Below are 23,992 nucleotides of genomic sequence, written 5' to 3'. Positions count from 1 at the left end.
GCCGGAATTGAAGCCGATACTCACACATTGGCCAGAAAACCAAGTGCAATTAGCGCCCCACCTAAGAATCCTAGAATTAACTTAACCATTAACGTATTCTTGGTTTTAGCGGTGCCTTTCTCAATACTTTGCGACAAAATTTCTGCTGGACTAAACATTTCAACATTCCCTTAGTAAATTAATAATCGTTTAATATGCCATAATTACGTATGAAAGAGTTTACAATTGGAATACTTTTTTGATAATTAATTCACGAATTGAATCATCTTCTATCGTTATTAAAAAATGACGTCACCACTGGCAACGTCATCAACTCCTTAGTCTTCAACTGGCAAAACATTAGCTAGGATGAGATAAATCCAAAAGAAAATCCCACCACCAAAAACAAACACACCGCGCACTAGCCAACTTGGTAAATTCAATGCCACAGCTAAGCCGCCACAAACCCCTAAAAAAACGCGATCTTTTATCGAACGATGAATAGTTCCCACTGTGATCCCCCCTTTTTACTTAGAGCATAACAAAAAAACGTCCCTGGCACGAGCCAAGGACGTTAATTAGATTACGCTAACTTCTTATCCAAAATCCGTGACAAGACTGATAGGGCGTAACAAATAATGAAGTACATTAAGGCAATCATCAAGAACATCGGTAAGATGTACGCTGAATTTTGACCGTAAATGATTTGCGCATGATTCAATAGTTCTGGCAACACGATAATCGTGGCCAAAGACGTATCCTTGATCAATGAGATGAATTGACTCACAATCGTTGGAATCGTCTTTTTGATTGCTTGTGGAAAGACGATGTGCCACAAGGCTTGGACGTAAGACATCCCGTTGGCCCGGGCCCCTTCCATCTGACCGTAATCAACCGCTAAAATCCCAGAACGGATAATTTCAGCCAACATAGCGGATTCAAAGATAGTCATGGCTAAGACTGCCGCGAAAATGATCCCAGGTTTAAAGCCTAAATGTGGCAACCCGAAGTACGTGAAGAAAATGATCAAAATCAACGGCAAGTTCCGAATGATATCCACGATGAAACCAACGACCGCGGATAAATACTTAATTTTAACGTATCGTAAGACCCCAAGAATCGAACCAATAACAAAACTGGCAATAATCGAGATGATCGACACTTCAACGGTCACCCAGAGGCCTTCGAGCAAGAACCGGAGATTGACCCAAGAATAAGCTTCAATAAAGTTTTGCATGTTTTAGCCGCCCCCTTTAAGCTAACCGTTTTTCCAAATGCCGCATGTAATAGCTCAGTGGCAACGTAATGACTAAGTAGAAGAGTCCGACGACCACGTAACTATTAATCGTATCTAACGATAATGACGCGATGGAGTTCCCTTGATACATCAAATCAAACCCAGCCACAAAGGCTAACACAGACGAGTTTTTAACCAAGTTAATGAATTGGTTACCCAACGGTGGAATCACAATTTTAAAAGCTTGGGGTAAGACAATGAACCGCATCGCTTGCCAGTAACTCATCCCGTTAGCCCGCGCGCCTTCCATTTGACCATCATCAACAGCCAAAATTCCGGCCCGGACAGTTTCCGCGATAAAGGACGACGTATAAATGGTCAACCCAATCGTTCCGGCCGTAAAACCATCAATTTTTGCAACATACATCGGGATAATCACGTAGAAGAACATCGCAATGACTAACAATGGAATGTTCCGGAAAATTTCGATATAGACGCGACCAATGATCTGCATCGCCCGATTAGGCAAAACTTCAAAAATCGCAAACATGGTCCCGATAATCGTACTAAAAATCAAGGCAATAATACTCGACAATAAGGTGTAGCCGAGCCCTTGAATTAACTCTGACCAGTAATGTGTAAGAATATAAAGCATTAGCGCGACGCCTCCTTATAGTTGAATCCGGCCACGTTTCCGAACCATTTTTTCAAAATGCGGTTGTACGTGCCATCAGCTTCAATTTCTTTTAACGCACGGTTAACTTCCTTCTTGAAAGGACCTTGACCCTTGTTAATCGCAATCCCATAAGGTTCCTTAGTGAAGGCCCCACCGACAACTTGATAGCCTGGATTTTGTGACGCCATCCCGTAAAGAATCCCGTTATCAGTCGTTAACGCAACCCCTTGACCAGACTTTAGCGCGGTCATAGCTTGCGCATAATCTGATAATTCGAGGACCTGGGCTTTAGGCGCATACTTTTTAATATTCGCCACTGAGTTGGCCCCAGTTACCCCAATCACTTTGGTACCAGCCTTATTCAAATCTTTAACCGATTTGATGCTACTACCTTTTTTAACTAACAGTGATTGTCCCGCATCAAAGTATGAATTCGAAAAATCAACTTGTTTTTCACGTTCAGGTGTAATGGTCATCGTCGCGATGATCGCATCAATATTCCCATTTTTAAGTAATGGAATCCGTGTTTGACTCGTGACCTGCACGAACTTCGCTTTCCCGTCTTTACCGAGAATCTTTTTGGTAATGGCGGTCGCGATATCAGCATCAAATCCTTTGATGGTGTTGTCTTTCACATCCATCAAACCGAACAATTTGGTATCGGCTTTAACACCCCAGGTAATCGTTTTGCTAGCTTTATCGTTAGTCAAAACATCTTGCTGTGATAGGGCTTTTCTTGACCCACAGGCACTTAAACCTACGATCAATAACCCTAATAGTCCAATGACACCCAGGAAACGATAAGTCTTTTTCATACGCTATTTACCTCCCCGGATGATTTAGTGTGTGATAATTTTACTCAAGAATTGACGAGCCCGTTCATTAGTAGGTTCACCCTCAAAGAACTTTTCTTTACGGTCGTCTTCTAAGATTTGACCATCAGCCATAAAGATCACGCGATCGGCCACTTCACGAGCGAAGCCCATTTCATGCGTAACCACTAGCATGGTCATACTTGAATCTTCGGCGACTTCCTTCATAACATTCAACACATCATCGATCATTTCAGGATCTAGTGCTGAAGTTGGTTCGTCAAATAATAAACATTTTGGCTTCATCGCAAGCGAACGCGCAATTGCGATCCGTTGCGATTGACCACCAGACAATTGGCTTGGTAAGTTACCCGCTTTATCAGCTAAGCCAACACTATCAAGGAGTTCCATCGCTAACTTTTTATTTTCAGCTTCTGGTCGTTTCAAGACAAGCCGTGGCGCAATCATAATGTTTTCTAAGACCGTTTTGTTGGCATATAAGTTGAAATGTTGGAAAACCATACCGACATTTTTCCGAATCTTGTTCATATCGGTTTTCTTATCCGCTAAATCAAACCCATTGACTAGCAATTGACCCGCTTGTACCCGTTCCAAACCATTAACCGTTCGAATCAAGGTACTCTTCCCGGAACCAGATGGTCCGATCAACACCACTTTTTCGCCTTCATTAATCGTTAAGTTGATATTGGTCAGGGCATGAAAATCCCCATAATACTTTTCAACGTTATGGAATTCGATCATTGACATTGCAGTCACCTTCGCTTTCTTCATCAATACATGTACTGATGGTTTTGAATTATTGCATTAATGGGGATACTTAATAAATCCTTATCTTTCGTTAATGCTATTTAAATAGTTTAATACATAATTAGTAAATCTGTCAAAAATGGTAATTCTATTGTTCGATATAACCATAATAATGATCATTTAAACCACAATTATCAGTTATTTTAACTGAATTAAGTCAGCCAACTTGAACAAAGGCTGATAGAATCAGTTTTAATATTCGGAAACAGAGCAAAAAAAATAAGCCGATTTTGTCAAGAATGACAAAATCCAACTCAAATTCACATTTTTTTTAATTTTATACTTGATTTTTAGGACGACGAACAAAATGGTGTCGTGGCCGCGTAATGAGCCATAAATAACCACTGCCAGCTAATACTAAGCCGATCCACAGTAAGATGGATGCCACTGGCCGCATTGATTGCTCGCTTAAAAGATGTAAAAGAAAAACGCTAATTTTAAATGGCATAACCCTCGCCTCACTTAATTGATGATCCTAGTATACCGAGGTTTATTTTGGCCAACCACTCACAAAAAAGAAACAAATTCTGAATTTTTTTCAGTTTGTCGGTCGCTAAAAAACTACCAACCTTTTCTTAAAAAATCTCAGTTAAATCTTAATTCATTTGACTAGTTTGCTTAACTATTTTCACGTATGCTAGAACCACTTAAAGCAACCTAGGAGGTTACCATTATGTTACTAGATCAAGATATGAAAATTAAAAATATTATTGCCGCCCAAATCATCAAAGTTTTCTACCCCTTTGTGATTGCTAAAACTGAAACCGGCGACTACTTAAAATTAAACTTATCCGCGACTGAACAAGCCGATCCATTATTCTGGGACGAACTTCGTAGTATTTTAAAAGCCCGCTTATGGGTGCCGATTGGTAAACATTACCATCAATTACTTGACGATGGCTGGTTAGTCAATACCCCACAAGTGGCAAATTAATTGAAATGAGGCATCACAATCATGGCAAAATTCACCTGTACCCGTTGTGGTAAACCTTTGGCAGTTAATGAACCAGTCTTTTTCAAACTGCCTTTACCAGCCAAAGGATTCACCGAAATCCAGGCCAATCTAAAGCTTACCGCACAACCATATTGCACCAACTGTGTGCAAGTTAAACCTAAAGATTGAAAGTTAAAGTATGACGGTAAAAGCTTTACTATAATTGACTCAAGTTATGCTAAATTGATCACCTACGCCAGCCAGCGATTCTGCCGGCTGTGGGGACCGGTTCCAGCCACAGTGCGGGCTTCCACCTCGCTTTTGAGTCTAGCCAAAACCGCTAGTCTCAAAAGTCGTCCACAGCGTTCCGGCTCAATGTGGGCGAACGGTAGGTGGCAAGTACGCCTATCATATCAACGATCATTGCTAAAAATAGCTTTCAACCTTTAGTTAAATCTTAAAACAAATCACCCGCAACGCCAAATTGGTGTTACGGGTGATTTTTAGTTAAAAAGCGTGTTCAGTTTGACCACCATTAATAATGGTTAACACATCATCAAGACTGATATCAACCATGTTTTGCACGGCCAAGTTCGTGTAAAACCCGACATGTGGCGTCAAAATCACATTAGGCATTTGTAGTAGTTGACTGACCAAGGCATCCGGTAAGGGTTCACCTTGATGATTTTGGTTGAATAACGTTTCTTCCCCTTCAACCGTATCCAAAGCAGCCCCCGCTAATTTACCTGCCTTTAAAGCTGCGACTAAAGCCTTAGTCACAATCACGGGGCCACGCGATGCATTAATGATGAACGCATCGGGTTTCATCAGACTTAAGGCTTCCGCATCAATCAACGCTTTAGACGTGTCATTTAGATCAACATGCAAGGTCACGACATCAGCCTGTTTTAACAGTTCTTCTTTCGAGGCCACATAAGTTAAAACTGATTCTAATTCTGGACGGCGCACCACGTCATAGGCGATAACTTTGGCACCTAAGCCATGGAACAATTTGGCAACCGTTCCGCCAATCCGACCAGCACCAATGACACCAACGGTTAATGACCGAATTTCACGGGCCTGTAACCCAGCCCAACGGAAATCTTGATTGGCAATCCGTTGATCAAACAACTCTAAATTGCGAATCAAACGCATCGTTTGGGTCACCGCCATTTCGGCGACCGAATTTGGTGAGTAAGCTGGAACATTCGTCACGGTTAACCCGGCAGCTTTGGCCGCTGGAATATCGATCGTATCCACACCAGCTGTCCGACTCGTCAATTGTTTCAAGCCATAGTCCGCTAGTTGTTGATAAACGTTAGGATCGTCACCAATTGCACTGCGTTGTTGAATCACTAAACCATCGTAACCTTTAGCAAGGTTGGCAGTTTTTGGATGGAATTCTAACGCGTTCGTATCAACTTGTACGTCATGTTTGGTTGCCCAGGCTTTAATTGCCGCTTCTTCATCATCCCGCACACTATACATTAAAATTTTAGTCATTACTTAGCCTCCGTTGTGGCTTTTTCAGTGACATATTGCCCAATTCGTTCAACCGCCGTTTGTAAATCAGCCATTGAAGCTGCATAACTAATCCGAACGTATCCTTCACCACCAGGGCCAAATGAACTCCCAGGAATTAAGGCAACACGCGCATCATGGGCTAATTCACGACAAAAGGCCATACTATCTTGTGGTAAACCAGCAGGGATTTTACTGAATAAGTAGAACGCCCCTTCTGGTTTAGCAGATTCAAAACCTAACTTAGTCAACGCGCCATATAAGTAATCACGCCGAGTTTGATATTCTTGCTTCATCACTTGCGCATCATCTAACCCATTGCTTAATGCTTCAGCGGCGGCCGCTTGCGCATTAGCGGTTGTCGTTGTCACCGTGAATTGATGAATCTTACCTAATTGCGTCGTGATCGCTTTAGGTGCACACATGATCCCAATCCGCCAGCCGGTCATCGCATGCGACTTCGAGACCCCATTGAGTAAAATCGTTTGTTCAGGCAAATAGTTGGCAATCGACACATGCGTGGCGTCATAGGTGAGTTCACTGTAAATTTCATCAGATAACACAAAAACAGGTTGATCTTTCAAGACATCCGCTAAGGCCTTCAAATCATCGGCATGGTAAGTCACGCCAGTCGGATTCGAAGGGAAGTTTAAGACCACAGCTTTAGCTTTAGGGTGATCAGCTAACGTTTGTTTTAATTGTGCTGGTGACAAAACGAAACCATTTTTTGAAGTATCCATGAAGACCGGTGTCGCCCCAGCCAACTTTGCGATCGCAATGTAAAGTGGGAAGATCGGCGTTGGAATCAACACTTCGTCACCCGGATTTAAAATTGAACTCAATGCGGTGTAAATCCCACCAGTTGCCCCTGCGGTAATAATCACTTCACTAGCTGGATCGTAATGAACATCATATTTTTTCGCTAAGAAGTTAGCAGCGGCTTCCCGCAAGGCCATTGTCCCATTTGATGGCGCATAATGGCTTTCATTGTTTTTGATACTGTCAATCGCGGCGGCTTTAACATGGTCGGGCGTATTGAAATCAGGTTCTCCTAACGTCAAACGGACAATTCCTGGAATATTCGCGATTTCCGCATTGAACGCTAAAATATCAGATGGTTGGATTTCTGCTAAACGGTTATTCATGTGTTGCACTAAACTTTGACTATCAATAGACATAGGACAAGCCTCCAAATTTTTTTGATGGGACAGCATCAGCACCGGCCAGTTGTTTGCAACAAAAAACGCATCCCGGAAAATCTTCCAAGGGATGCGTTAAAAATAACGTTGGTTTAAATTGGAGCCGCCCTTGGAATTTTCAAACATCCATGGGCGCCGTCAAACTCAAATAGCCTTTGGCAAGCCGCATCGATGCAAACATCGGAATCGTGTTTGCACCAAAGCTGCTGGCACAAACACTAGCGAAAATACCAAAAGTAAAAGCTAGTTTTAGGTTTTTGAGTTAACGATAATGTCATAGCATTTGCTCCTCATCAATTTATAATCCAACTATAACAATCCAAATTCTGACTGTCAACGCCTAATTTGCTATACTGAAAGTAATTTCTGGCGAAAGGACGTTGATTTATGACTTACCAAGCACTAATTTTTGATATTGATGGGACTTTAACCAATAGCCAACCCGCCTACACCCAAGTGATGCGGGCCGTTTTAACCGAATACGGCAAATCGTTTACTGATGCTGATGCAAAAACAACTTTTCCAATGTCGGCGGAACAAGCCATGGCCCATTTAGGTATTCCAGCTGACCAATTTGACCAGTTTCAAGCCCGCTACGAGGCCGTAATGGCTGATCACTTCACTGATATTACCTTGTATGACGGCATTGAAGCTTTGTTTAGTCAGTTACCTAGCGATCTCAAGATCGGGATTGTGACGTCACAACGTCGTAATGAAATCGAAGCTGGCATGGCGCAATATGACATCATGGACCGAATGGCTGTGGTGATTGGCGCTGACGACACGCCCAAACGCAAACCCGATCCTTTACCATTACTCACAGCCTTACAAAAAATCAAGGTTGCGCCACAAGACGCGCTATTCGTTGGTGACTCTTTGAGTGACGAACAAACGGCGGCCGCGGCCAATGTTGATTTCGGCTTAGCGGTTTGGGGCATGGACCCCAACGCCAACCATCAGATGACTGCTTATCGATTTGAAAATCCATTAGATATCTTACGAGTCTTTTAGTGATCCAACTACACCAACCTTTAAACTAAAGGTTGAAAGCTATTTTTTAGTAATAATCGTTGATATGATAAGCATTTATCGATCAAAACTAGTCATACTTGCCACCTACCGTTCGCCCACCTTGAGCCGGAACGCTGTGGGCGGACCGGTTCAGCCAAAAAACGGTCTGAACCGTCGTTTTGAACCGCCTAAACCGCGTTTCAAAAACGCCTGGCTCTAAGCGATAAATCGCTAAGAGCCCCCACGGCTGGGCTCAATGTGCGCTCACTCTCGGTTATGATAGTGACTGCTATTGGTATTCGCAATACAACCGGAGCCAGCCAGTGATGGCGCCAGCCGTTAAAATATCGTTAGTCCGGGTGATTTCTCCGGACTTTACGATATGGACGACTTTTGAGGCTAGTGGTTTTGGCTAGACTCAAAAGCGAGGTGGAAGCCCGCACTTTGGCTGGAGCCGGTCCCCACGGTCGGCAGAATCGCTGGCTGGCGTAGGTGATCAATTTAGCAGGGCTTAAGTCAATTCTAGTAAAGCTTTTACTGTCATACTTAACTTTCAACCTTTAGCCTTTAAATACAAAAACAAGCTGTGTACCCATTTATCTGGATACACAGCTTGTTTTTGTTGTCATTAATAAGTCGGTGTCGTGGTGGTTTCTTCACGATCTTCAAATGCCACTTGCGCGGTAATTTGGTAATCACCTGGTTGTTCAATTGTCGCCGTCCGACCGGCAATTTTAGCGATCCCACCTGTAATTAAGGTAGATGCCAAATATAACTTGTAGTCCTCATGCGCATCATGCACATCGGTTAATCCCACTCGGGTAATATGTCCCACTGGTAATTGATCAATTTGATTAATCCCGGCATAAATCACTAACTTGTGATTTTCCAGCTTTAATTGCGAATAAGGAATTTGAATGCCTTGACCAATCGCCGGTACTGGTTCGCCGGTGGCACGAACTTGTTGCATAATATCACGATCACTCATGCCACCATAATCCAAGCGGATAATATTGGCAGCTTGGAGTTGATCAACAATTTGATGCACGTTGCTTTGTTCTGTATGCGAGGTGTGTACCGCTGCCGGCAACAATTCTTGGCCATCAAAAATCCCATTAGCCGGAATATAAGGTTGATTCTGATTACCCATGGCTGCTTGTTTTTCCGCCGCAATAGCCTCTTTAGGCTTTCCACCCAATAATTTTTCAATCTTTGGTGACAAGTCAAATGGTGGTTTCTTTTCAGTAAAGTAATAAATAATATTTAACATCAAAAAGTAAATAACAGCTAGGAAGACCAGCATATAAATAATGCCACGTAACCAGCTACCATTTTGCATTAGACGAACCGCAACATAGCCTAAGTAACAGTTCCCAGCTGCACCCAATAGCGTATAAATTTGATTTTTGATCTTAACGTTGACGTTCACGTAGCCTAAGGCATGATTAATCATATCTAAAATACTAAACATCGATTATTCGCCTCCGTCATCGGTACTAGTATCGTCCGTCGTGTCGCTAGTGGTCGTCGCTGTGGTTGAACTGTGCTTGGCCGATGAAGACGAAGCACTTTCAGTACCGCTCTCATCTGCATTGTCAGTAGTATCTTCAGTACTGCTTGACGTCTTCTTGGCACTAGATTGTGCAGTTGTACTGTTCTTCTTAGCTGATGAACTACTTGCTTCTGTCGTATCGCTTGAGCTACTTGAGCTTTCGTCCGAACTACTATCATCTGAGCTAGAGTCTGAACTCGATGAATCACTGCTACTTTTATCTTTACTACTGTCGTCAGAACTTGATTTATCATCTGACTGTTTCTTATCACTACTGCTTGTGCTGCCACTCATGGTCGATGATTGCACCACACTAGAACTCGTTGCTGAGGCCCCATTAACCGTATGGGTCGTCTTGTTCACAACCACGTTGGTGGCCCCTAACGCGAGGACAATTGACACAATTGCAAATGGTGATATAAATGGCGGTGTCCGATAAGCCATCGATGTCATTCCCTTCTCATTCTTAATAACCGTTCTGTTGATCTCGAAACTCTATTTAACCATGGAATGCCCAAAAGTGCACTCAATTCTGCCCGAAATTAATAAACTCTTTATTAAGCTAAATTACAAAAAAAGCCGACCTAAGCGTCAGCTTTTAACTTAGCCGTACAATCTGCACATAAGCCATAAATTTCAATCCGGTGACCCGTAATGGTACACCCCGGCAACTGTGCCACATAGTCATCTAATGGACATTCTTGCAGTTCCATCACCCGACCACAATTTGAACAAACAAAGTGATGATGGTGTTGATGCTTAAAATCACATTGATATTTAACTAACGTTTGGTTGGCTTGGGCTTTTAGTTCCAGTAAGCCTAAGGTTTCAAACTCTTTAATATTGCGATAAATCGTGTTGTGGCTCATGCCAGCAAATAAGGTTCGCATGTGCTCATCTACGGCTGAAATCGCCACGTAATGGTCCTGATAAGTCACTAAATAATCTAACAGGGCTTGCCGTTGCTTGGTAATTTTTAATTGATTGCGGCGTAATACGGCTACCGCTTGTTCCAGTGCTGATTCCATCTGGTTTGCGCCCCCTGAACTGTAAATCATAATCATTACTATTTAGTTTAGCATAGTGGTCACAGAAAAGATATTACGCGATCCGATATTTGGCGACTAACGCATCTAGCGCGGCCGCAGTCTGGGCCCAGTCATCGTTTACGATCACTTGTGCGTGACCCACTAAGCTGGCCGGCAATTGTTGGTCACGAGCATATTCATCACTAGCCACCCGTTTTTGAATCCGCTCAGCCGCATCGCCGCGCGCGGTCAATCGGTCGATCAACGCTGCTTGCTCAGTCACCTCTAAATAAACGATCACGGCCTGATCACCAAGCGCCTCGGCATAAGTCACCGCCCCGGCCGTATCTAAAACAATACTAATCAGTGGCGACTTTTCCCATGCCGCGGCTAAACCTTCGCGGGACGATCCATATTGATTGCCACTATAAGTGACATGCTCCAAGTAATGTTTGGTGGCAAAACTAGCTGGGGTTTCAAAATAATAATCCACATTATTGGTCTCACCCGTTCGTGGCGCACGCGTTGTATGCGTAATCACTTGCGGAATTTGATATTTTTCTAATAAATAGCGGCAAACGGTCGTTTTACCGCTGCCAGTTGGCCCAGTTACGACCAACACTCGTTGGGTTGTCATTACTTTTTCTCCTAAAATTTAGCTGATTATTTCACAGAGTTGTAAGGCTTTTCATTTGCATTATATCAAGGACCAGCGTATAGTTAGTTACTTGTAAGGTTCATGATGGTGAAAAACATCTCGTAGCAAACCTAATAATTTTCATGAAGGGAGTTTTGTCAAATGAGATTTCAAACAACTGATAGCTGGTTCAGTGTCGTTTTAGACACGCAACGCCAATTATTTGTGGCAACTGACAAACTTCATCCAGAATTACGCGCAGAAGGCGTAACCATCGAAGATGCAGTTGCTAACTTAAAAACGCAAGCCTAAAAATCGTTCTAATTTAACTTAAACAATTAATGATTCACTTGGTAGTTTAAAATTACCGGTACCGTTTATGCGACGGTGCCGGTAATTTTTTTATGTTCGAGCTGATGTTCCCCGAAATGTGCGACAAAAGGCTGCTCCCTCCGCCTAGCTACGAGTGTCAAACGATTGAAACACCCAATCATTTGACACTCTAGGCTATGCTCGGTAGCAACCCGCCTTTTGCCCCACTCTTAATTTTTTTACCCTTTATTCGTAATATACGCATCGGCTTGATCCAACATTTTTTTCAAATTATCGTAGGTCAATCGTTCGCGTGCTGCCGCATAATCAAACCAGCCAATCGCACTGATTTCTTCAGTCTGGCGGGTAACAGCAACCCCTGATGGCACTTCACTGACAAACAAGGTCACTTGTTTTAAATTGCCATTAGGTAAGTCATATTCGGTATAGACTTTAAAGTCCGTATCCAAGTCAACATCTAATTGCGTTTCTTCTTTAATTTCCCGTTTGGCCGTTGCGGCTAAAGTTTCATTACCTTCCAAATGACCTTTAGGAAAGCCCCAAAAATCACTGGTCGCACTTTGTAACAATAAATAAGCGGGATGGCCATCCTTTTGTTGATAAACCACCGCACCACTGGCTACTTCTGTACTCATCGCATGTACTCCTTCTTCATCGAATCACCAAACTACCTTAGTTAGTATACCATTTTCAAGCTGGATCTAACGCTAAAATTGCCCGTAAAATTGGTCGCAACTGAATCCCTTGGCGTTCATCATGATCCGGCAACGCTAACGTCGCCGCAACTGCGGCCTGTAGCCACTGATTAGCTAATTGAATACTCATCGCTAAATCACGCCCTTGCCCCAACAAGCCCGCTAGCACCGCCGCTAACGCATCGCCCGTGCCATTATAGTGTCCCGCTAACCGGGGCTGGCCGACGAACTGAACCTGTCCATCGACTAACCAGGCACAACCGATCTGATCAGCTTGTGTCACGCCAGTCATAATGGCATGTGCGCCCAGCTTTAATTGTTGCTGTAGTTCTGTCAACAAACGGGCCAAATCAGGTTCAGCCTGATAAGGGACCCCGGTTAAAAGGCTAGCTTCCGTCACATTAGGTAAAATCACATCAGCCACTGTTAGCATTCGCCGCATTGCGTCAACATATGCCGCGTCAAAGCCCGCATAGAGTTTACCAAGATCCCCTAAAACAGGATCAACCACAATCAACTGTAATTGTGCGTCGCGTAAATACGCTGTTAACAGATCACACAGTTCCACCGAACCGACATAACCAATTAAGGCTTGTTGAAACTGTAATTGCGCGACCGTCCAATGTTCAAAGACTTGGGGTAACCAGTCTGCCAAGCTCAAAATGGCCGGCCGACCATAACCACTCGTGTGCGTCGACAACAAACTCGTTGGTAAGGCGGCGACTTGATAGTCAAACGCGGCTAATACTGGCACCGCCGCACTTAGTGAGATCCCCCCCACTGCTGATAAATCTTCTGCTACTAACATTGATGCCATGGTGTCTGCCTCCATACTTTTTCTAAATATTCATTATCTTATCAGAATTCAACGCACTTGTAATCTCAAGCCATCCGTTTTAAACGGTTAATTAGCACCCTTTTTCATGACAATTCATAATTCTCATTGACTTTTAATAATCGTTCACGGTATCATGTTGGCATGGTAAAATTGTCAATTAGTGACAAGTAACTGTTAAAAATAACTAAAAAAGGTGGCTACACGCTAATGGGGATTCGTCAACGGATTTTTCAAAAAGAAAATCTGGATCGTTATTTACAAGCAGACGGACAATTTGTCCGTACATTATCCGCAATCGACCTGATTGCCCTTGGGATTGGTGCGGTTATCGGGACTGGGATTTTTATTCTTCCTGGTACCGTGGCCGCAACAACCGCCGGACCGGGGATCATTGTTTCCTTCGTCTTGGCCGCGATTGTCTGTGCCTTGGCCGCAATGTGTTACGCGGAATTTTCGTCCGTTCTACCAGTTGCGGGATCAGCTTATTCATATGGGAACATCGTCTATGGGGAACTCATCGGTTGGATTACCGGTTGGGCACTAGTCTTAGAATATGTTCTAGCTGTCGCAACCGTTTCAGTTGGCTGGGCTGCATACTTTAATTCATTTATTGCTGGTTTTGGCTTACATCTGCCAAAAGCGATTACCGGTTCGTTTGATCCGGCACATGGCACTTATATTAACCTTGTGGCGATCCTGATTGTTTGCTTAATTGCTTGGATCATCAGTGCCGGGCTTAAAACGTCAATCCGACTCAATAACATTATGGTTGTCTTAAAAATTGCAATTATTGTCATTTTCTTATTAGTCGGCTCATTCTACGTCAAACCCAGCAACTGGTCACCATTCGCCCCATTTGGGGTACACGGAATCTTCAAAGGTGCCGCCGTTGTTTTCTTCGCTTATCTTGGTTTTGACGTGGTTTCTGCTTCGGCTGCTGAAGTCAAAAACGCCAAACGCAATATGCCGATTGGGATTATCGGCACATTAGTGATCTGTACCATCTTCTATATTCTCGTGGCCGCGGTCTTAAACGGGATGACGTCTTATAAATTATTAAACGTTGACGACGCCGTTGCGTTTGCTTTAAAACTCGTGCATCAAAACTTTGTGGCCGGAATCGTCTCCATCGGGGCCTTAGCCGGGATGTTTACGATGATGGTCACCACCATCTATAGTAGTTCGCGACTACTTTACTCGATTGGTCGCGATGGCCTTTTGCCTAGCTTCTTAGGTAAAATTGATGAACATCACACGCCAAAACATGCCATGATTACCGTCACGATTGTCATCTCGATCTTAGGTGGTCTGATTCCATTAGGCCAGTTAGCCAACCTTGTTAATATCGGGACACTAATTGCGTTTACAATCGTGTCATTTGGGATTATCTTATTACGACAAAACAAGAAGTTGAATCAAATCAAAGGGTTCCGGGTACCACTTTATCCCGTCTTACCTATCATTTCAGGACTGGCTTGTATCTTTATGATGACTCAGTTATCCAAAGAAACTTGGATTGCTTCACTCATCTGGTTTGTCCTCGGACTAATTATTTACTTTAGTTACGGGATTCGTCACAGCAAATTGAATCAAGATCGTTAACATAAAACACGTTTGGCTTAACTGCCAGACGTGTTTTTTTGTCGTGCTAAATAGGGGTCAAAACCGACGCTTTCCGCATAAACACTCAACCTGCTCTGTTTAGAATGACATCGGTTACATTTTACGGTATGATGAGGGCAACTAAACAAAGGATGTGATCGTATGTTAACGCCACAAGACTGGCATCACGAGATCAAAGAACATCATGAACGTGCCTATACCCTAGTCAAAAGCCAACCTTGGTTAATTCCAACGGTGATGATCGTCCATTTAATTCCAGTTGCTTTAACCATTCACGGCTTCTGGAAGAATCGCGCACTACACAACCAACTCAAGATTGAACGTGAAAAGACGAAACAACTTGCTTTAGCACAAGTGGAACATGTAACAACTAAAGTTAAAGCGCCACATCACTGTCCAGCCATGATTCATGATCATCTTTGTCGGCATTTTAAGCATTAACTTAACGTTTACGACCTAAAAAAATAGAACTTTCAGATTTCATTCTGAAGGTTCTATTTTTAACTTGCGTTGTTTTAATATCTGACGGTTCGCGCTCATTATGCCAGATGAATCGTCACGTTCGAACTATCACCTACTAATTTAGCCACCGGGCAGCGCGTTTCCGCAATCGCTAACCAGTGTGCCGCCGTTTCATCATCAACCTCCGGAATCGTCACAGCCGCGTCTACCCAGAATTGATAGCCAAACCGATCACGCGACATTTTAACGGTCGTGACTACCGAACTTTGGTGTGCCTGTTGATGCTCACCTTCAATGGCCTCTAACGTTGCATTCAAACAGGTGCTCAACGCCAAACCAATTAGTTGCTCAGGATTGGTCCCTGGCACCGACTTCAATGGACTAGATACCGCCACTTTTAACCCATCCTGTATGTATGCCTGACCTTCAATCCCATCCTCATTAATCGCTTTAGTCGTATATAACGTTGGAAATTCTGCCATATTAACCATTCCCTTCTCTAACTGCTTTTAATCTAAAGGTTGAAAGATCATTGTGATAGTGAGAAATTGACTTGAATAGTCACCTACGCCAGCCAGTGATTCTGCCGGCTGACTCCGGTTGAATTACAAATGTTAATCAAGTTTGTAATCACCAGTATAGCCGAGAGTGAGCTCACATTAAGCCCAGCCGTGGGAGACTCTTAGCGATTTATCGCTTAGAGCCTGGCGCTTTTGAAACGCGGGTTGGGCGGTTCAAAACGACGGTTCAGACCGCACTTTGGCTGAACCGGTCCGCCCACAGCGTTCCGGCTCAAGGTGGGCGAACGGCAGGCGGCAAACATGACTATTCTGGATTAACGAATCCTTGCCATATCACTAACTATTGCTAAAAAGATCTTCCAACCTTCAGTTTTAATTTAGCACAAACCGAAAGCGCTGTCAGGACTCAGTTGGGCATTCTTTTCATTTAGCGTATAATGGACGGTAAAACTAACTAAAACAAAGGATGCCATTATGCAAAATAATCAATTTGCGATCGTGCCGACTGATTCAGAATCGGCAATTGCAGAACTTCAAAAGATCCATTTTATTACCGCAGCGATGGCCGATTTGAAAACGGTACCCGCTGTATACCGGGCATTGTTAGCCGAAAGTTTTCCAGAAGTACATTCGGCCGCCGGTTTAACTCATAAATTCGCCAATCTAATGGCCACCAGTCAACTCAACTTAAACGATTGGTTAGCACAAGCAACCATTGTCAGCAATCAAGTCTTTTATAATATTGGTTTACAACTACTTGGTTTTTTACCTGGTCAAGATTTCGATCTCGCGGACCCATTGTTAGCCATGCGTGATATTCATTTACCAATGGTCGGTGACACCGCTTTTGATCGTGAATCGCTCTACTACGCTTGGTACTTATTGCTAAATACACGAGGCGTCCAAGGTCAAACACTCATTGAAAATTTAACAACTCGTGGTTACTTTGTTCCCGATTATGACTTACCCAATACCGCCAAACCACTATTTTTCAATGGCAAAGCGCAAGCGGTCTTTAACACCAACGATTTAATTCGTGATGTGGTTTACGTCGAAGCACCGCTTGATACTGATGAAGATGGTCAACGCGATTTATTAAAAGTTGAAATCTTACGGCCAGCTGAAACCGCCACTGGCTTAAAAGTCCCCGTGTTATATACGGCTAGCCCTTACAACCAAGGCATTAACGATGTGGCCGGTGAAGCGACTATGCATGATGTCAACGTTCCATTGACTGCCAAAGAACCTGACGATCACACTTATGCAGACGTCAAAGCACCTGATAAAAAGCAACAATTACCAGCTGAACGACCAGTTGACGAAATCAGTACTGAAGCCGAAGAAACCTTTGGTCGTGAAAAATCTTATACGTTAAATGACTACTTCTTAGCTCGTGGGTTTGCGGTCGTTTACGCAGCCGGAATTGGGTCTGTCGATTCTGATGGACTAGCCCCCACTGGAGATGAAGATGAAACCACCTCAACTGTTGCGATTATCGAATGGCTAACAGGTAAACGTCACGCCTTTACCACCCGTGACGGCGATGTGGCCATTGAGGCTTGGTGGACCAACGGCAACGTGGCCATGACAGGCCGTTCTTATCTAGGAACCTTAGCCACAGCGGCAGCAACCACCGGTGTTGATGGCTTAAAGACCATCATTTCTGAAGCGGCCATTTCCAGTTGGTATGACTATTATCGGGATAACGGGTTAGTCGTTGCGCCTGATACCTTCCAAGGTGAAGATACCGATGTGTTGGCTGCCGAAGTCTTCTCACGTAGCTTAAAAGCTGGCGATGACCATCAAATCAAAGCCAAATTCCAAGCTAAACTAGCTGAGCTTGAACAAGGTCAAGATCGGGCAACTGGCAGTTACAACCAATTCTGGGACGCTCGCAATTACTTGAAAAATGTCGATCAGATTAAAGCCGATATCGTGATGGTCCATGGACTCAATGACTGGAACGTTAAACCACGCAATGTCGCAAACTTATGGGACAAACTCCAAGATGTGCCGGTCGCTAAAAAGCTCATCTTGCATCAAGGCCAGCATATTTATATCAATAATTTACAGTCACTCGACTTCACTGACATGATGAACATGTGGTTAAGTCATGAATTGTATGGCCTAGACAATCATGCCGAAAGTTTGTTGCCTAATGTCTTAGTTCAAGATAATACGGCCGCGCAAACCTGGCACGCCCATGACAATTGGTGGCAAGATACCGATCAAGCACTAGATTTCAAGGTACAATACAAGGAACTGGTCCCTGCCGATCATCCAGTGGATCAACGGGCCGCACACTTTACTGATAAGTTACCTGATAAATTGTTCAAACATTACTGTACCGATTTGAATGCTTGGCAAGTGGATCTGATTAGTGAAGACAAAACTAGTCCCCTTTATGATCACCGGTTGCTGTTCAAGAGTTGGCAAGCTCCAGTGGATCAACTGTTAGTCGGTAAGCCCCATGTCGCTGGTTCCGTTGCGGTTAACCAAAACTTCGGGATGTTAAGCTTTATGCTAGTCGACTTTGGCGATGCGAAACGCTTAACCGTTAGTCCGCAATTAATTGCGTCCAAAGCTTTAGATCTCGGTTATCATTGGCGTGAGGACGACTTAAAAGACTTTAAACTCGCGCAGACTGTCTCACCTTATAAGGTGATTACTCACGGTCATTTAAATTTACAAAATCGCCAAGTCCCTTGGCACGCAGAAGCTTTAAAGCCTTATGAGTTTTATGACTTTAGTCTTGAATTACAGCCAATCTTCCATCACCTCTTGACTGGGCATCAAATCGGCTTAATTGTCTATGCGACTGACATGCGGATGACCATTCGCGGCAATCAAGATTTACAATATTCATTACAATTAAACGATTTATCCCTGCATATCCCAACTAAACCATTTGAAGCTTAACGAAAAAACGTCTCGCAACATTTTGCGAGGCGTTTTTATTAGGCTTTTTGGGCGATGCTAAAGGTTTTTTCAATCATGAAAATCATCAACCCAACAAAAAGAATCAAATAAACCGGTAAAATACTGTAGCTAATCCATTTGCCTAAAAGTCCAAACAATGGTGGCACTAACGTGGTCCCTACATAAGCGCTAGCCATTTGAATCCCGATAATCGCCCCGGAATGCTCAGCGCCAAAGTTACTGGGGGTCGCATGAATAATACAAGGATAAATTGGCGCACAACCTAAACCAATCACGACAAACCCCACTAAGGCCAACTGATCACTAACAATCGGCATTAACAAGCAGCCAATTCCAATCAGTAAGATAGCCGTTCCTAGCAAAATCATTTTGTGATCACCTAGACCATCCATAATGAAGCCACCTAAAAAACGGCCCACTGTCATCCCAATATAAAACAGCGCTGCAAATGCAGCTGCTTGTGCGCTCGTCACCCCTTTAACAGCGACCAGATAAGTACTAGCCCAGTACATGGTCGTTGCCTCGACCGCACAGTAAGCAAAGAATCCCATTAACAAAAATGGTACTCCTTTGATTTTTAAAACTGCAATAAGTCCTAAACTTTTTGTCGTTGGCGTCGGCTTCGCTGGGTCTTGATTCACGCGCCACAATGGTAACGTAAACACTAGCAATAACGCAATGCCTAATTGAATCAAGGCAATCAACCGATAGCCTAACTGCCAAGACCCTGTCGTCAGGGCATAACTCATCACAAATGGGCTAATGACAGTCCCCACACCCCAAAAGCAGTGTAGCCAACTCATATGTTTAGATGAGTAATGTAACGCCACGTAATTATTCAAAGCCGCATCAATCGCACCAGCACCTAAACCATAAGGCACCGCAAAAACCACCAGCATCCAAAACTGTGACGAGATGGAAAAACCACCCAAAGCAATCGCGGTTAAGAACACACTTGTCGCGGTTACCCGATTAGTGCCCAGCTTGTGGGTCAGTCGATCGGACAACAGACTAGAAACAATTGTGCCACCAGAAATCACCATCGATATTAGTCCCATATAAGATACCGGCACCTGCAAAGCAGTATGCATCACTGGCCAGCCCGCACCTAATAAAGAATCCGGTAGGCCTAAACTGATAAAAGCCAAATAAATCAGTAACAATAATAAGGTATACATAGTGCCTCCGTTATTAACCGCCAATCTAATTAGTAAGCGGTATCATCATTATATTATCACGAAGCCTAGCCTAGGCGTCAAGTCGCCATCAAATCACGTTCAACAAAAAAATGCCTGAGACTAATCTCAGACACTAATTTTCATACTATTGATTTGTTTTAGCAATTTGATTGGCAATTAAAGCGGTCAAATGCCGATTACCGGTCGAGTTTGGATGGACATTGTCACTAACAAACCATTTAGATTGTTTCAAAGCGGTACTATACCAGTCAATAACATGAACATTTGGGTACTTCTTGGCAGTTCGATGAATCTGCTGATTAACCTGATTTTGCCAACTTCTAGTTGGGACATGAGCCGTTACCCAGAAGATTTGATGATCCTTACCAATCGCCTGAACGACTTGATCAGCCTGACTAGGTGTAATTGTCCCATTCGTCCCGATGTTCACCAACACATTGTGTGCCAGTTGACCTTGATTTTTCAACGCACTGATAATTCCTGGCACTTCGGTGACTTGACGACCGACTTTCCCTTGAACAACCGTCCCGGGGATCACCGTTTGTAAATCACTTGAAACATCTAACAGAACGGAATCACCAACCGCGGTTAATTCAGTCTGCCCCATCGCTAGCACGACTTGCGGTTTCAATTGATACGTCTTCACCACTGACTTTTGCTTTTTATTTAACTTAGCCATCGCCTGCTTCGTCGCCAATTTGTCCGCCGCAACTTGTTTGGCCTGTTTAGCCGAAGCCTTAGCAGCCGCTTTTTGTTGCTTTACAGCTGCTGCATTTTGTTGTTTAGCCTTAGTGGCATTTTGCGTAATTCTCTTTTGGAACGCCGTTTGCTTGGCACTGGAAGCTTTGGAAGGTTGTTGGACAAACCCTACTGCAGTCACTGCAAACAACAACACGGCCAAGCCCGTAATTGAACCAGTCACGCGATTAAACCGCGGATTTCGTAAGAAGTCCCGGCAATCGGTAAATGCCCGACGATAATTGTAATGTCGCATGGGATTTTCAATAAATCGATAGCTTAATTCAGTAAAGACCATAATTAACGCTACTTCAATCAAACTATTGAGCAACGGATGATCCCCAATATTTTGCACACGACTCTCATAAAAAATCATGACCGGGAATTGATACAAATAAATGCCGTAGCTCCGCTGACCGATATACGTAAAGACTGGATTCGTTAATAACCGATTCATATGGCTCGCCGGATGGGCAACCGTTGCCACCAAAATACCAGACAACACCGTAAATAAAAACATCCCGCCACGATACGTGAAGGCCGATTCACCAGAAAGTTTGAAGAACAGCAAAACTAACCCAATCAATGAGCCACCACCTAATAAATCAAGCGTTAGCCGATTAGCTGGTGCTAAAGTATCTGGTAATTGCCGTGATGGCCAGGCAAAAGCTAACCCCGACCCAATCAAAATGGCAAACATTCGCGTATCCGTCCCATAATAAACACGGTTCGTATTCGCTGGATCATACAATATCGCCATCGTTAGCGCCGAAATAACGGCCGCCGCCATCATGATTAAAAAGATGCGTTGCCGCTGACGAAAAACTAACATTAAAAACACCACAATCAATGGCCAAAACAAATAATATTGGCCTTCAATCGAGAGTGACCATAGATGAGTAAACGGTGATTCACCATTAAAGCGATCAAAGTAGCTTTGGCCGTGACCAATTTCAAACCAATTATAAACGTACAGTAAATTGGTCATCACTGTCGCCCGAATATTCGTCAACAGCGACCGCTGAAACAACGTAATATAGGTGGTTGTCCCTAATAACATCGTTACTAATGCTGGATATAAACGCCGTAAGCGTCGACCATAAAACTGCCATAAATGAATCGTGCCGAATTGATCCCATTCTTGTAATAAAATATCTGTAATTAAATAGCCAGAAACGACGAAAAAAATTGGCACCCCTAGATAACCACCCTGTAATGAGGCTGGCATTAAGTGATAAATAATGACCCCCAAAACTGCCAGCGTTCGAATACCATCGAACCCGGTGATGTACCGTCGCGGATGCAGTCGCTGGCGATTCATCCGTGCCATTGTGCGGCTCATGTTAACACCCGTTAAATTATCGTTCATTTTCCCATTACCCCTTGAAATTGTTCCTGCCGTGATTAACTAATACTTAATTTTTCCAGTAGTTCCACTATAATATGGACACGAACTTTTAGCCAGTATTAATTAGACTTCTTTAATTATTTTTATTAACCACTTTATTGATCAATCCCAAAAATTTTACAGGGTATAACTTTATTTATGAACGAACATTAAACCGTGCTGGTAAGCGACGAACAATCGCCCGCGCAACGACAACAACTAACACAATTTTAATCACCGCTGGTACAAGGAATGGTAATACACCGGCATTATAAGCAGCTAGCCACGACAATTTGGCCACAACCATCAACCAAGCCGCTCCCGCGACTAGTTGTAAAAATGCCCCCAATAAATTACCAATAATTAAACTACATAGTGGTTGCTCACGACGATAACATAAGCCGACGACCAAAATATACAAGAAGAATCCCCAAAGATAACCACCAGTTGGCCCAAAAATGGCCGCTAATCCGGCTGCACTGCTCGCAAACACGGGTATTCCGATTAGTCCTAACAACAAATAAATACCAATCGCCCACATACCGATTACGGTTGGGACAATACTGGCAATCAAACCAACAGCCAAGGTTTGCCCAGTTAACGGAATTAGTCCTAATGGAATCGTGATTTTAGAACATAATGCTAATCCGACCGCCAATTCGGCCGCAATGATCAATTGTTTTAGCAGTTTAATATTACCCATGATAATCCCCCGTTTGTAAGTTGACTTTTGTAATTTCGCCAGAAGTATATTGGTGAATCTCACCAGTTGCTTGCTTGACGATTAATGCCCCGGTATCGCTAATATCTTGCACGACACCATGAATCACCTGCCCACCACTTTGTAAATCAACGGTCTGACCAATCACCATCGATAGGCGCCGATAGTCAGTCATAAAGTCCCCGCTAGTATAGGTCGCATAACTATCAACAAACTTTGACAGCAACGTACTAATGACTTGATTGCGCGTTACTGCCGTTGTGGTAGTCACGGCACCCGCTTTCACTTGTAAGGCTGATGGAAACGCGGTTGTCGGTGTCGTTAAGTTAATCCCAATCCCAACAATAACGGTGGCAATTTGACCCGTTTCTAAATCGGTCGTGGCCTCCGATAAGATACCGACGGCCTTATGATGATTAACCAACACATCGTTCACCCATTTTAAGGCAACTGGTACGTCAAATAACTGTTCTAACGTTTTAGCAACGGCGACGGCCGTACTGGTGGTTAACAACCCCGGATCAAATGGTTGTGTCGCATCGATTGGTAAGCCGATGCTCAAATAAATCCCCGTTTCACTTGGTGAATAAAACGTTCGACCAAAGCGGCCATACCCGCCTGTTTGGGTATCCGCAATGACTACTGTTGGCTGTGTCAACGGTTGCTGACTAATCAATCGTTTTAAGTACGCATTCGTCGAATCAACCGTTGGTAACACAATGATAGTTGGTTGAACCGAGCTAGTTAACCCAGCTGTAATTGCGGGTTCACTTAATTGGTTATTGGCGACATAGCGATACCCGCGACCATGCCGACTATCAATCGAATAACCGGCTTGCTGTAAGCCTTGAATTGCCTTCCAAATTGCCGTCCGGCTGACCGCTAGTGCTTGCGCCAATTGATCTCCTGAACAATAATCAGGCGCTGCTTGCAACAACTCATTTAAAACTTCAGTTTGGGTGCTCATCATCATACCCCACTTCTTAAATTTGTTAACCTATTATTTCATACTGGTTAACTAGTCACAAGACTAAAATGGACTTTTAATTGTTTTTCTGCTGATAACCCGCGTTGCCAAACCATTTCAAACGGTGGTATGATGGGTGTTAAATATAATGAAA

The 23,992-nt window shown here is 43.5% G+C and carries 27 protein-coding genes; 7 read left to right on the top strand and 20 right to left on the bottom strand.

From position 1 onward, the window contains the following. Positions 1–20: 20 nt before the first annotated feature. From FFM84_RS16315 to FFM84_RS16125, 7 genes are all read right to left on the bottom strand, one after another. Positions 21–158, bottom strand: coding sequence for a hypothetical protein (locus FFM84_RS16315; protein ID WP_225425289.1), 138 nt, complete (start codon positions 156–158; stop codon positions 21–23). A gap of 159 nt (positions 159–317) precedes the next feature. Next, positions 318–491 carry a PspC domain-containing protein gene (locus FFM84_RS09345; RefSeq protein WP_130845001.1) on the bottom strand — a complete coding sequence of 58 codons (174 nt, stop codon included), beginning with the start codon at positions 489–491 and terminating at the stop codon, positions 318–320. 71 nt (positions 492–562) lie between these two features. Next, on the bottom strand, positions 563–1,216 hold the full coding sequence (locus tag FFM84_RS09340) for an amino acid ABC transporter permease (RefSeq protein WP_130845000.1): 654 nt from the start codon (positions 1,214–1,216) through the stop codon (positions 563–565). Between the two features lie 16 nt (positions 1,217–1,232). After that, positions 1,233–1,871 (bottom strand): amino acid ABC transporter permease, encoded by a 639-nt coding sequence (locus tag FFM84_RS09335; protein WP_130844999.1) that lies wholly within the window; start codon positions 1,869–1,871, stop codon positions 1,233–1,235. Then, the gene (locus FFM84_RS09330) at positions 1,871–2,707 is read right to left on the bottom strand and encodes a glutamate ABC transporter substrate-binding protein (protein WP_130844998.1); all 837 of its coding nucleotides are present in this window, start codon (positions 2,705–2,707) and stop codon (positions 1,871–1,873) included. The genes FFM84_RS09335 and FFM84_RS09330 overlap by 1 nt, the downstream gene beginning before the upstream one ends. A 24-nt stretch (positions 2,708–2,731) precedes the next feature. Beyond that, positions 2,732–3,472: an amino acid ABC transporter ATP-binding protein gene (locus FFM84_RS09325; RefSeq protein WP_130845319.1), complete on the bottom strand. Its 741-nt coding sequence runs from the start codon at positions 3,470–3,472 to the stop codon at positions 2,732–2,734. Between the two features lie 337 nt (positions 3,473–3,809). Beyond that, a complete protein-coding gene (locus tag FFM84_RS16125; protein ID WP_165444262.1) occupies positions 3,810–3,980 on the bottom strand; it encodes a hypothetical protein in 171 nt (56 codons plus the stop codon). Between the two features lie 225 nt (positions 3,981–4,205). Here FFM84_RS16125 and FFM84_RS09320 point away from each other — a divergent pair, with 225 nt between their 5' ends. Both FFM84_RS09320 and FFM84_RS16120 read left to right on the top strand, forming a co-directional pair. Continuing rightward, the gene (locus tag FFM84_RS09320; RefSeq protein ID WP_130844997.1) at positions 4,206–4,466 is read left to right on the top strand and encodes a hypothetical protein; all 261 of its coding nucleotides are present in this window, start codon (positions 4,206–4,208) and stop codon (positions 4,464–4,466) included. A 21-nt stretch (positions 4,467–4,487) separates the two neighbouring features. Beyond that, positions 4,488–4,655: a hypothetical protein gene (locus FFM84_RS16120; RefSeq protein WP_165450038.1), complete on the top strand. Its 168-nt coding sequence runs from the start codon at positions 4,488–4,490 to the stop codon at positions 4,653–4,655. A 318-nt stretch (positions 4,656–4,973) separates the two neighbouring features. Here the strand turns inward: FFM84_RS16120 and FFM84_RS09315 are convergent, their stop codons facing one another. Beyond that, entirely contained in the window at positions 4,974–5,969 is a 996-nt protein-coding gene (locus tag FFM84_RS09315) for a D-2-hydroxyacid dehydrogenase (RefSeq protein ID WP_130844996.1), read from the bottom strand. Then, a complete protein-coding gene (locus tag FFM84_RS09310) occupies positions 5,969–7,165 on the bottom strand; it encodes an aminotransferase class I/II-fold pyridoxal phosphate-dependent enzyme (RefSeq protein WP_130844995.1) in 1,197 nt (398 codons plus the stop codon). Before FFM84_RS09310 ends, FFM84_RS09315 begins: the two co-directional genes overlap by 1 nt. Before the next feature lie 408 nt (positions 7,166–7,573). On the opposite strand from FFM84_RS09310, the gene FFM84_RS09305 reads away from it, so the two are divergent. Then, positions 7,574–8,197 (top strand): HAD family hydrolase, encoded by a 624-nt coding sequence (locus FFM84_RS09305; RefSeq protein WP_130844994.1) that lies wholly within the window; start codon positions 7,574–7,576, stop codon positions 8,195–8,197. 628 nt (positions 8,198–8,825) lie between these two features. Here the strand turns inward: FFM84_RS09305 and FFM84_RS09300 are convergent. The 4 genes from FFM84_RS09300 to FFM84_RS09285 all read right to left on the bottom strand — a co-directional run bounded on the left by FFM84_RS09300 (position 8,826) and on the right by FFM84_RS09285 (position 11,414). Continuing rightward, entirely contained in the window at positions 8,826–9,668 is an 843-nt protein-coding gene (locus tag FFM84_RS09300; RefSeq protein WP_130844993.1) for a DUF6681 family protein, read from the bottom strand. 3 nt (positions 9,669–9,671) lie between these two features. After that, positions 9,672–10,193, bottom strand: a complete 522-nt coding sequence (locus tag FFM84_RS09295) for a hypothetical protein (RefSeq protein ID WP_130845318.1) — start codon at positions 10,191–10,193, stop codon at positions 9,672–9,674. Positions 10,194–10,333: 140 nt separating this feature from the next. Beyond that, on the bottom strand, positions 10,334–10,777 hold the full coding sequence (locus tag FFM84_RS09290; RefSeq protein WP_130844992.1) for a Fur family transcriptional regulator: 444 nt from the start codon (positions 10,775–10,777) through the stop codon (positions 10,334–10,336). A gap of 73 nt (positions 10,778–10,850) precedes the next feature. After that, the gene (locus tag FFM84_RS09285) at positions 10,851–11,414 is read right to left on the bottom strand and encodes a guanylate kinase (protein WP_130844991.1); all 564 of its coding nucleotides are present in this window, start codon (positions 11,412–11,414) and stop codon (positions 10,851–10,853) included. Between the two features lie 162 nt (positions 11,415–11,576). On the opposite strand from FFM84_RS09285, the gene FFM84_RS09280 reads away from it, so the two are divergent. After that, a complete protein-coding gene (locus FFM84_RS09280) occupies positions 11,577–11,726 on the top strand; it encodes a hypothetical protein (RefSeq protein ID WP_130844990.1) in 150 nt (49 codons plus the stop codon). Positions 11,727–11,965: 239 nt separating this feature from the next. Here FFM84_RS09280 and FFM84_RS09275 read toward each other — a convergent pair whose 3' ends face one another. Further along, positions 11,966–12,382, bottom strand: a complete 417-nt coding sequence (locus tag FFM84_RS09275; RefSeq protein ID WP_130844989.1) for a bis(5'-nucleosyl)-tetraphosphatase — start codon at positions 12,380–12,382, stop codon at positions 11,966–11,968. A gap of 55 nt (positions 12,383–12,437) precedes the next feature. After that, positions 12,438–13,259 (bottom strand): PfkB family carbohydrate kinase, encoded by an 822-nt coding sequence (locus tag FFM84_RS09270; protein WP_130844988.1) that lies wholly within the window; start codon positions 13,257–13,259, stop codon positions 12,438–12,440. Positions 13,260–13,487: 228 nt separating this feature from the next. On the opposite strand from FFM84_RS09270, the gene FFM84_RS09265 reads away from it, so the two are divergent. Both FFM84_RS09265 and FFM84_RS09260 read left to right on the top strand, forming a co-directional pair. Next, a complete protein-coding gene (locus FFM84_RS09265; RefSeq protein WP_130844987.1) occupies positions 13,488–14,882 on the top strand; it encodes an amino acid permease in 1,395 nt (464 codons plus the stop codon). A 162-nt stretch (positions 14,883–15,044) separates the two neighbouring features. Beyond that, a complete protein-coding gene (locus FFM84_RS09260; RefSeq protein ID WP_130844986.1) occupies positions 15,045–15,344 on the top strand; it encodes a transposase in 300 nt (99 codons plus the stop codon). A 98-nt stretch (positions 15,345–15,442) separates the two neighbouring features. On the opposite strand, the gene FFM84_RS09255 is transcribed toward FFM84_RS09260, so the two are convergent. Next, the gene (locus FFM84_RS09255; RefSeq protein WP_130844985.1) at positions 15,443–15,847 is read right to left on the bottom strand and encodes an OsmC family protein; all 405 of its coding nucleotides are present in this window, start codon (positions 15,845–15,847) and stop codon (positions 15,443–15,445) included. A 513-nt stretch (positions 15,848–16,360) separates the two neighbouring features. Between FFM84_RS09255 and FFM84_RS09250 the strand changes: the two genes are divergently transcribed. Beyond that, positions 16,361–18,805: a Xaa-Pro dipeptidyl-peptidase gene (locus FFM84_RS09250; protein ID WP_130844984.1), complete on the top strand. Its 2,445-nt coding sequence runs from the start codon at positions 16,361–16,363 to the stop codon at positions 18,803–18,805. Positions 18,806–18,843: 38 nt separating this feature from the next. Here the strand turns inward: FFM84_RS09250 and FFM84_RS09245 are convergent, their stop codons facing one another. The 4 genes from FFM84_RS09245 to FFM84_RS09230 form a co-directional block, all read right to left on the bottom strand. Beyond that, on the bottom strand, positions 18,844–20,004 hold the full coding sequence (locus tag FFM84_RS09245; RefSeq protein ID WP_165450297.1) for an MFS transporter: 1,161 nt from the start codon (positions 20,002–20,004) through the stop codon (positions 18,844–18,846). A 145-nt stretch (positions 20,005–20,149) separates the two neighbouring features. Beyond that, positions 20,150–22,132, bottom strand: coding sequence for an acyltransferase family protein (locus tag FFM84_RS09240; RefSeq protein ID WP_130844983.1), 1,983 nt, complete (start codon positions 22,130–22,132; stop codon positions 20,150–20,152). Positions 22,133–22,307: 175 nt separating this feature from the next. Next, positions 22,308–22,853 (bottom strand): biotin transporter BioY, encoded by a 546-nt coding sequence (locus FFM84_RS09235; protein WP_130844982.1) that lies wholly within the window; start codon positions 22,851–22,853, stop codon positions 22,308–22,310. Beyond that, positions 22,846–23,838 carry a biotin--[acetyl-CoA-carboxylase] ligase gene (locus FFM84_RS09230; RefSeq protein ID WP_130844981.1) on the bottom strand — a complete coding sequence of 331 codons (993 nt, stop codon included), beginning with the start codon at positions 23,836–23,838 and terminating at the stop codon, positions 22,846–22,848. The genes FFM84_RS09235 and FFM84_RS09230 overlap by 8 nt, the downstream gene beginning before the upstream one ends. Positions 23,839–23,992: the final 154 nt, after the last annotated feature.

The sequence above is a fragment of the Lactiplantibacillus mudanjiangensis genome, from assembly GCF_005405385.1.
Classification (GTDB): domain Bacteria; phylum Bacillota; class Bacilli; order Lactobacillales; family Lactobacillaceae; genus Lactiplantibacillus; species Lactiplantibacillus mudanjiangensis.
Note: the sequence above shows the minus strand (reverse complement) of the source record. Positions and strands in the feature narration are given on the sequence as shown.

Coding starts and splice junctions, on each gene's coding strand:
- FFM84_RS16315 (WP_225425289.1), bottom strand. CDS start 158: ATGTTTAGTCCAGCAGAAATTTTGTCGCAAAGTATTGAGAAAGGCACC.
- FFM84_RS09340 (WP_130845000.1), bottom strand. CDS start 1,216: ATGCAAAACTTTATTGAAGCTTATTCTTGGGTCAATCTCCGGTTCTTG.
- FFM84_RS09335 (WP_130844999.1), bottom strand. CDS start 1,871: ATGCTTTATATTCTTACACATTACTGGTCAGAGTTAATTCAAGGGCTC.
- FFM84_RS09330 (WP_130844998.1), bottom strand. CDS start 2,707: ATGAAAAAGACTTATCGTTTCCTGGGTGTCATTGGACTATTAGGGTTA.
- FFM84_RS09325 (WP_130845319.1), bottom strand. CDS start 3,472: ATGTCAATGATCGAATTCCATAACGTTGAAAAGTATTATGGGGATTTT.
- FFM84_RS16125 (WP_165444262.1), bottom strand. CDS start 3,980: ATGCCATTTAAAATTAGCGTTTTTCTTTTACATCTTTTAAGCGAGCAA.
- FFM84_RS09320 (WP_130844997.1), top strand. CDS start 4,206: ATGTTACTAGATCAAGATATGAAAATTAAAAATATTATTGCCGCCCAA.
- FFM84_RS16120 (WP_165450038.1), top strand. CDS start 4,488: ATGGCAAAATTCACCTGTACCCGTTGTGGTAAACCTTTGGCAGTTAAT.
- FFM84_RS09315 (WP_130844996.1), bottom strand. CDS start 5,969: ATGACTAAAATTTTAATGTATAGTGTGCGGGATGATGAAGAAGCGGCA.
- FFM84_RS09310 (WP_130844995.1), bottom strand. CDS start 7,165: ATGTCTATTGATAGTCAAAGTTTAGTGCAACACATGAATAACCGTTTA.
- FFM84_RS09305 (WP_130844994.1), top strand. CDS start 7,574: ATGACTTACCAAGCACTAATTTTTGATATTGATGGGACTTTAACCAAT.
- FFM84_RS09300 (WP_130844993.1), bottom strand. CDS start 9,668: ATGTTTAGTATTTTAGATATGATTAATCATGCCTTAGGCTACGTGAAC.
- FFM84_RS09295 (WP_130845318.1), bottom strand. CDS start 10,193: ATGGCTTATCGGACACCGCCATTTATATCACCATTTGCAATTGTGTCA.
- FFM84_RS09290 (WP_130844992.1), bottom strand. CDS start 10,777: ATGGAATCAGCACTGGAACAAGCGGTAGCCGTATTACGCCGCAATCAA.
- FFM84_RS09285 (WP_130844991.1), bottom strand. CDS start 11,414: ATGACAACCCAACGAGTGTTGGTCGTAACTGGGCCAACTGGCAGCGGT.
- FFM84_RS09280 (WP_130844990.1), top strand. CDS start 11,577: ATGAGATTTCAAACAACTGATAGCTGGTTCAGTGTCGTTTTAGACACG.
- FFM84_RS09275 (WP_130844989.1), bottom strand. CDS start 12,382: ATGAGTACAGAAGTAGCCAGTGGTGCGGTGGTTTATCAACAAAAGGAT.
- FFM84_RS09270 (WP_130844988.1), bottom strand. CDS start 13,259: ATGGCATCAATGTTAGTAGCAGAAGATTTATCAGCAGTGGGGGGGATC.
- FFM84_RS09265 (WP_130844987.1), top strand. CDS start 13,488: ATGGGGATTCGTCAACGGATTTTTCAAAAAGAAAATCTGGATCGTTAT.
- FFM84_RS09260 (WP_130844986.1), top strand. CDS start 15,045: ATGTTAACGCCACAAGACTGGCATCACGAGATCAAAGAACATCATGAA.
- FFM84_RS09255 (WP_130844985.1), bottom strand. CDS start 15,847: ATGGCAGAATTTCCAACGTTATATACGACTAAAGCGATTAATGAGGAT.
- FFM84_RS09250 (WP_130844984.1), top strand. CDS start 16,361: ATGCAAAATAATCAATTTGCGATCGTGCCGACTGATTCAGAATCGGCA.
- FFM84_RS09245 (WP_165450297.1), bottom strand. CDS start 20,004: ATGTATACCTTATTATTGTTACTGATTTATTTGGCTTTTATCAGTTTA.
- FFM84_RS09240 (WP_130844983.1), bottom strand. CDS start 22,132: ATGAACGATAATTTAACGGGTGTTAACATGAGCCGCACAATGGCACGG.
- FFM84_RS09235 (WP_130844982.1), bottom strand. CDS start 22,853: ATGGGTAATATTAAACTGCTAAAACAATTGATCATTGCGGCCGAATTG.
- FFM84_RS09230 (WP_130844981.1), bottom strand. CDS start 23,838: ATGAGCACCCAAACTGAAGTTTTAAATGAGTTGTTGCAAGCAGCGCCT.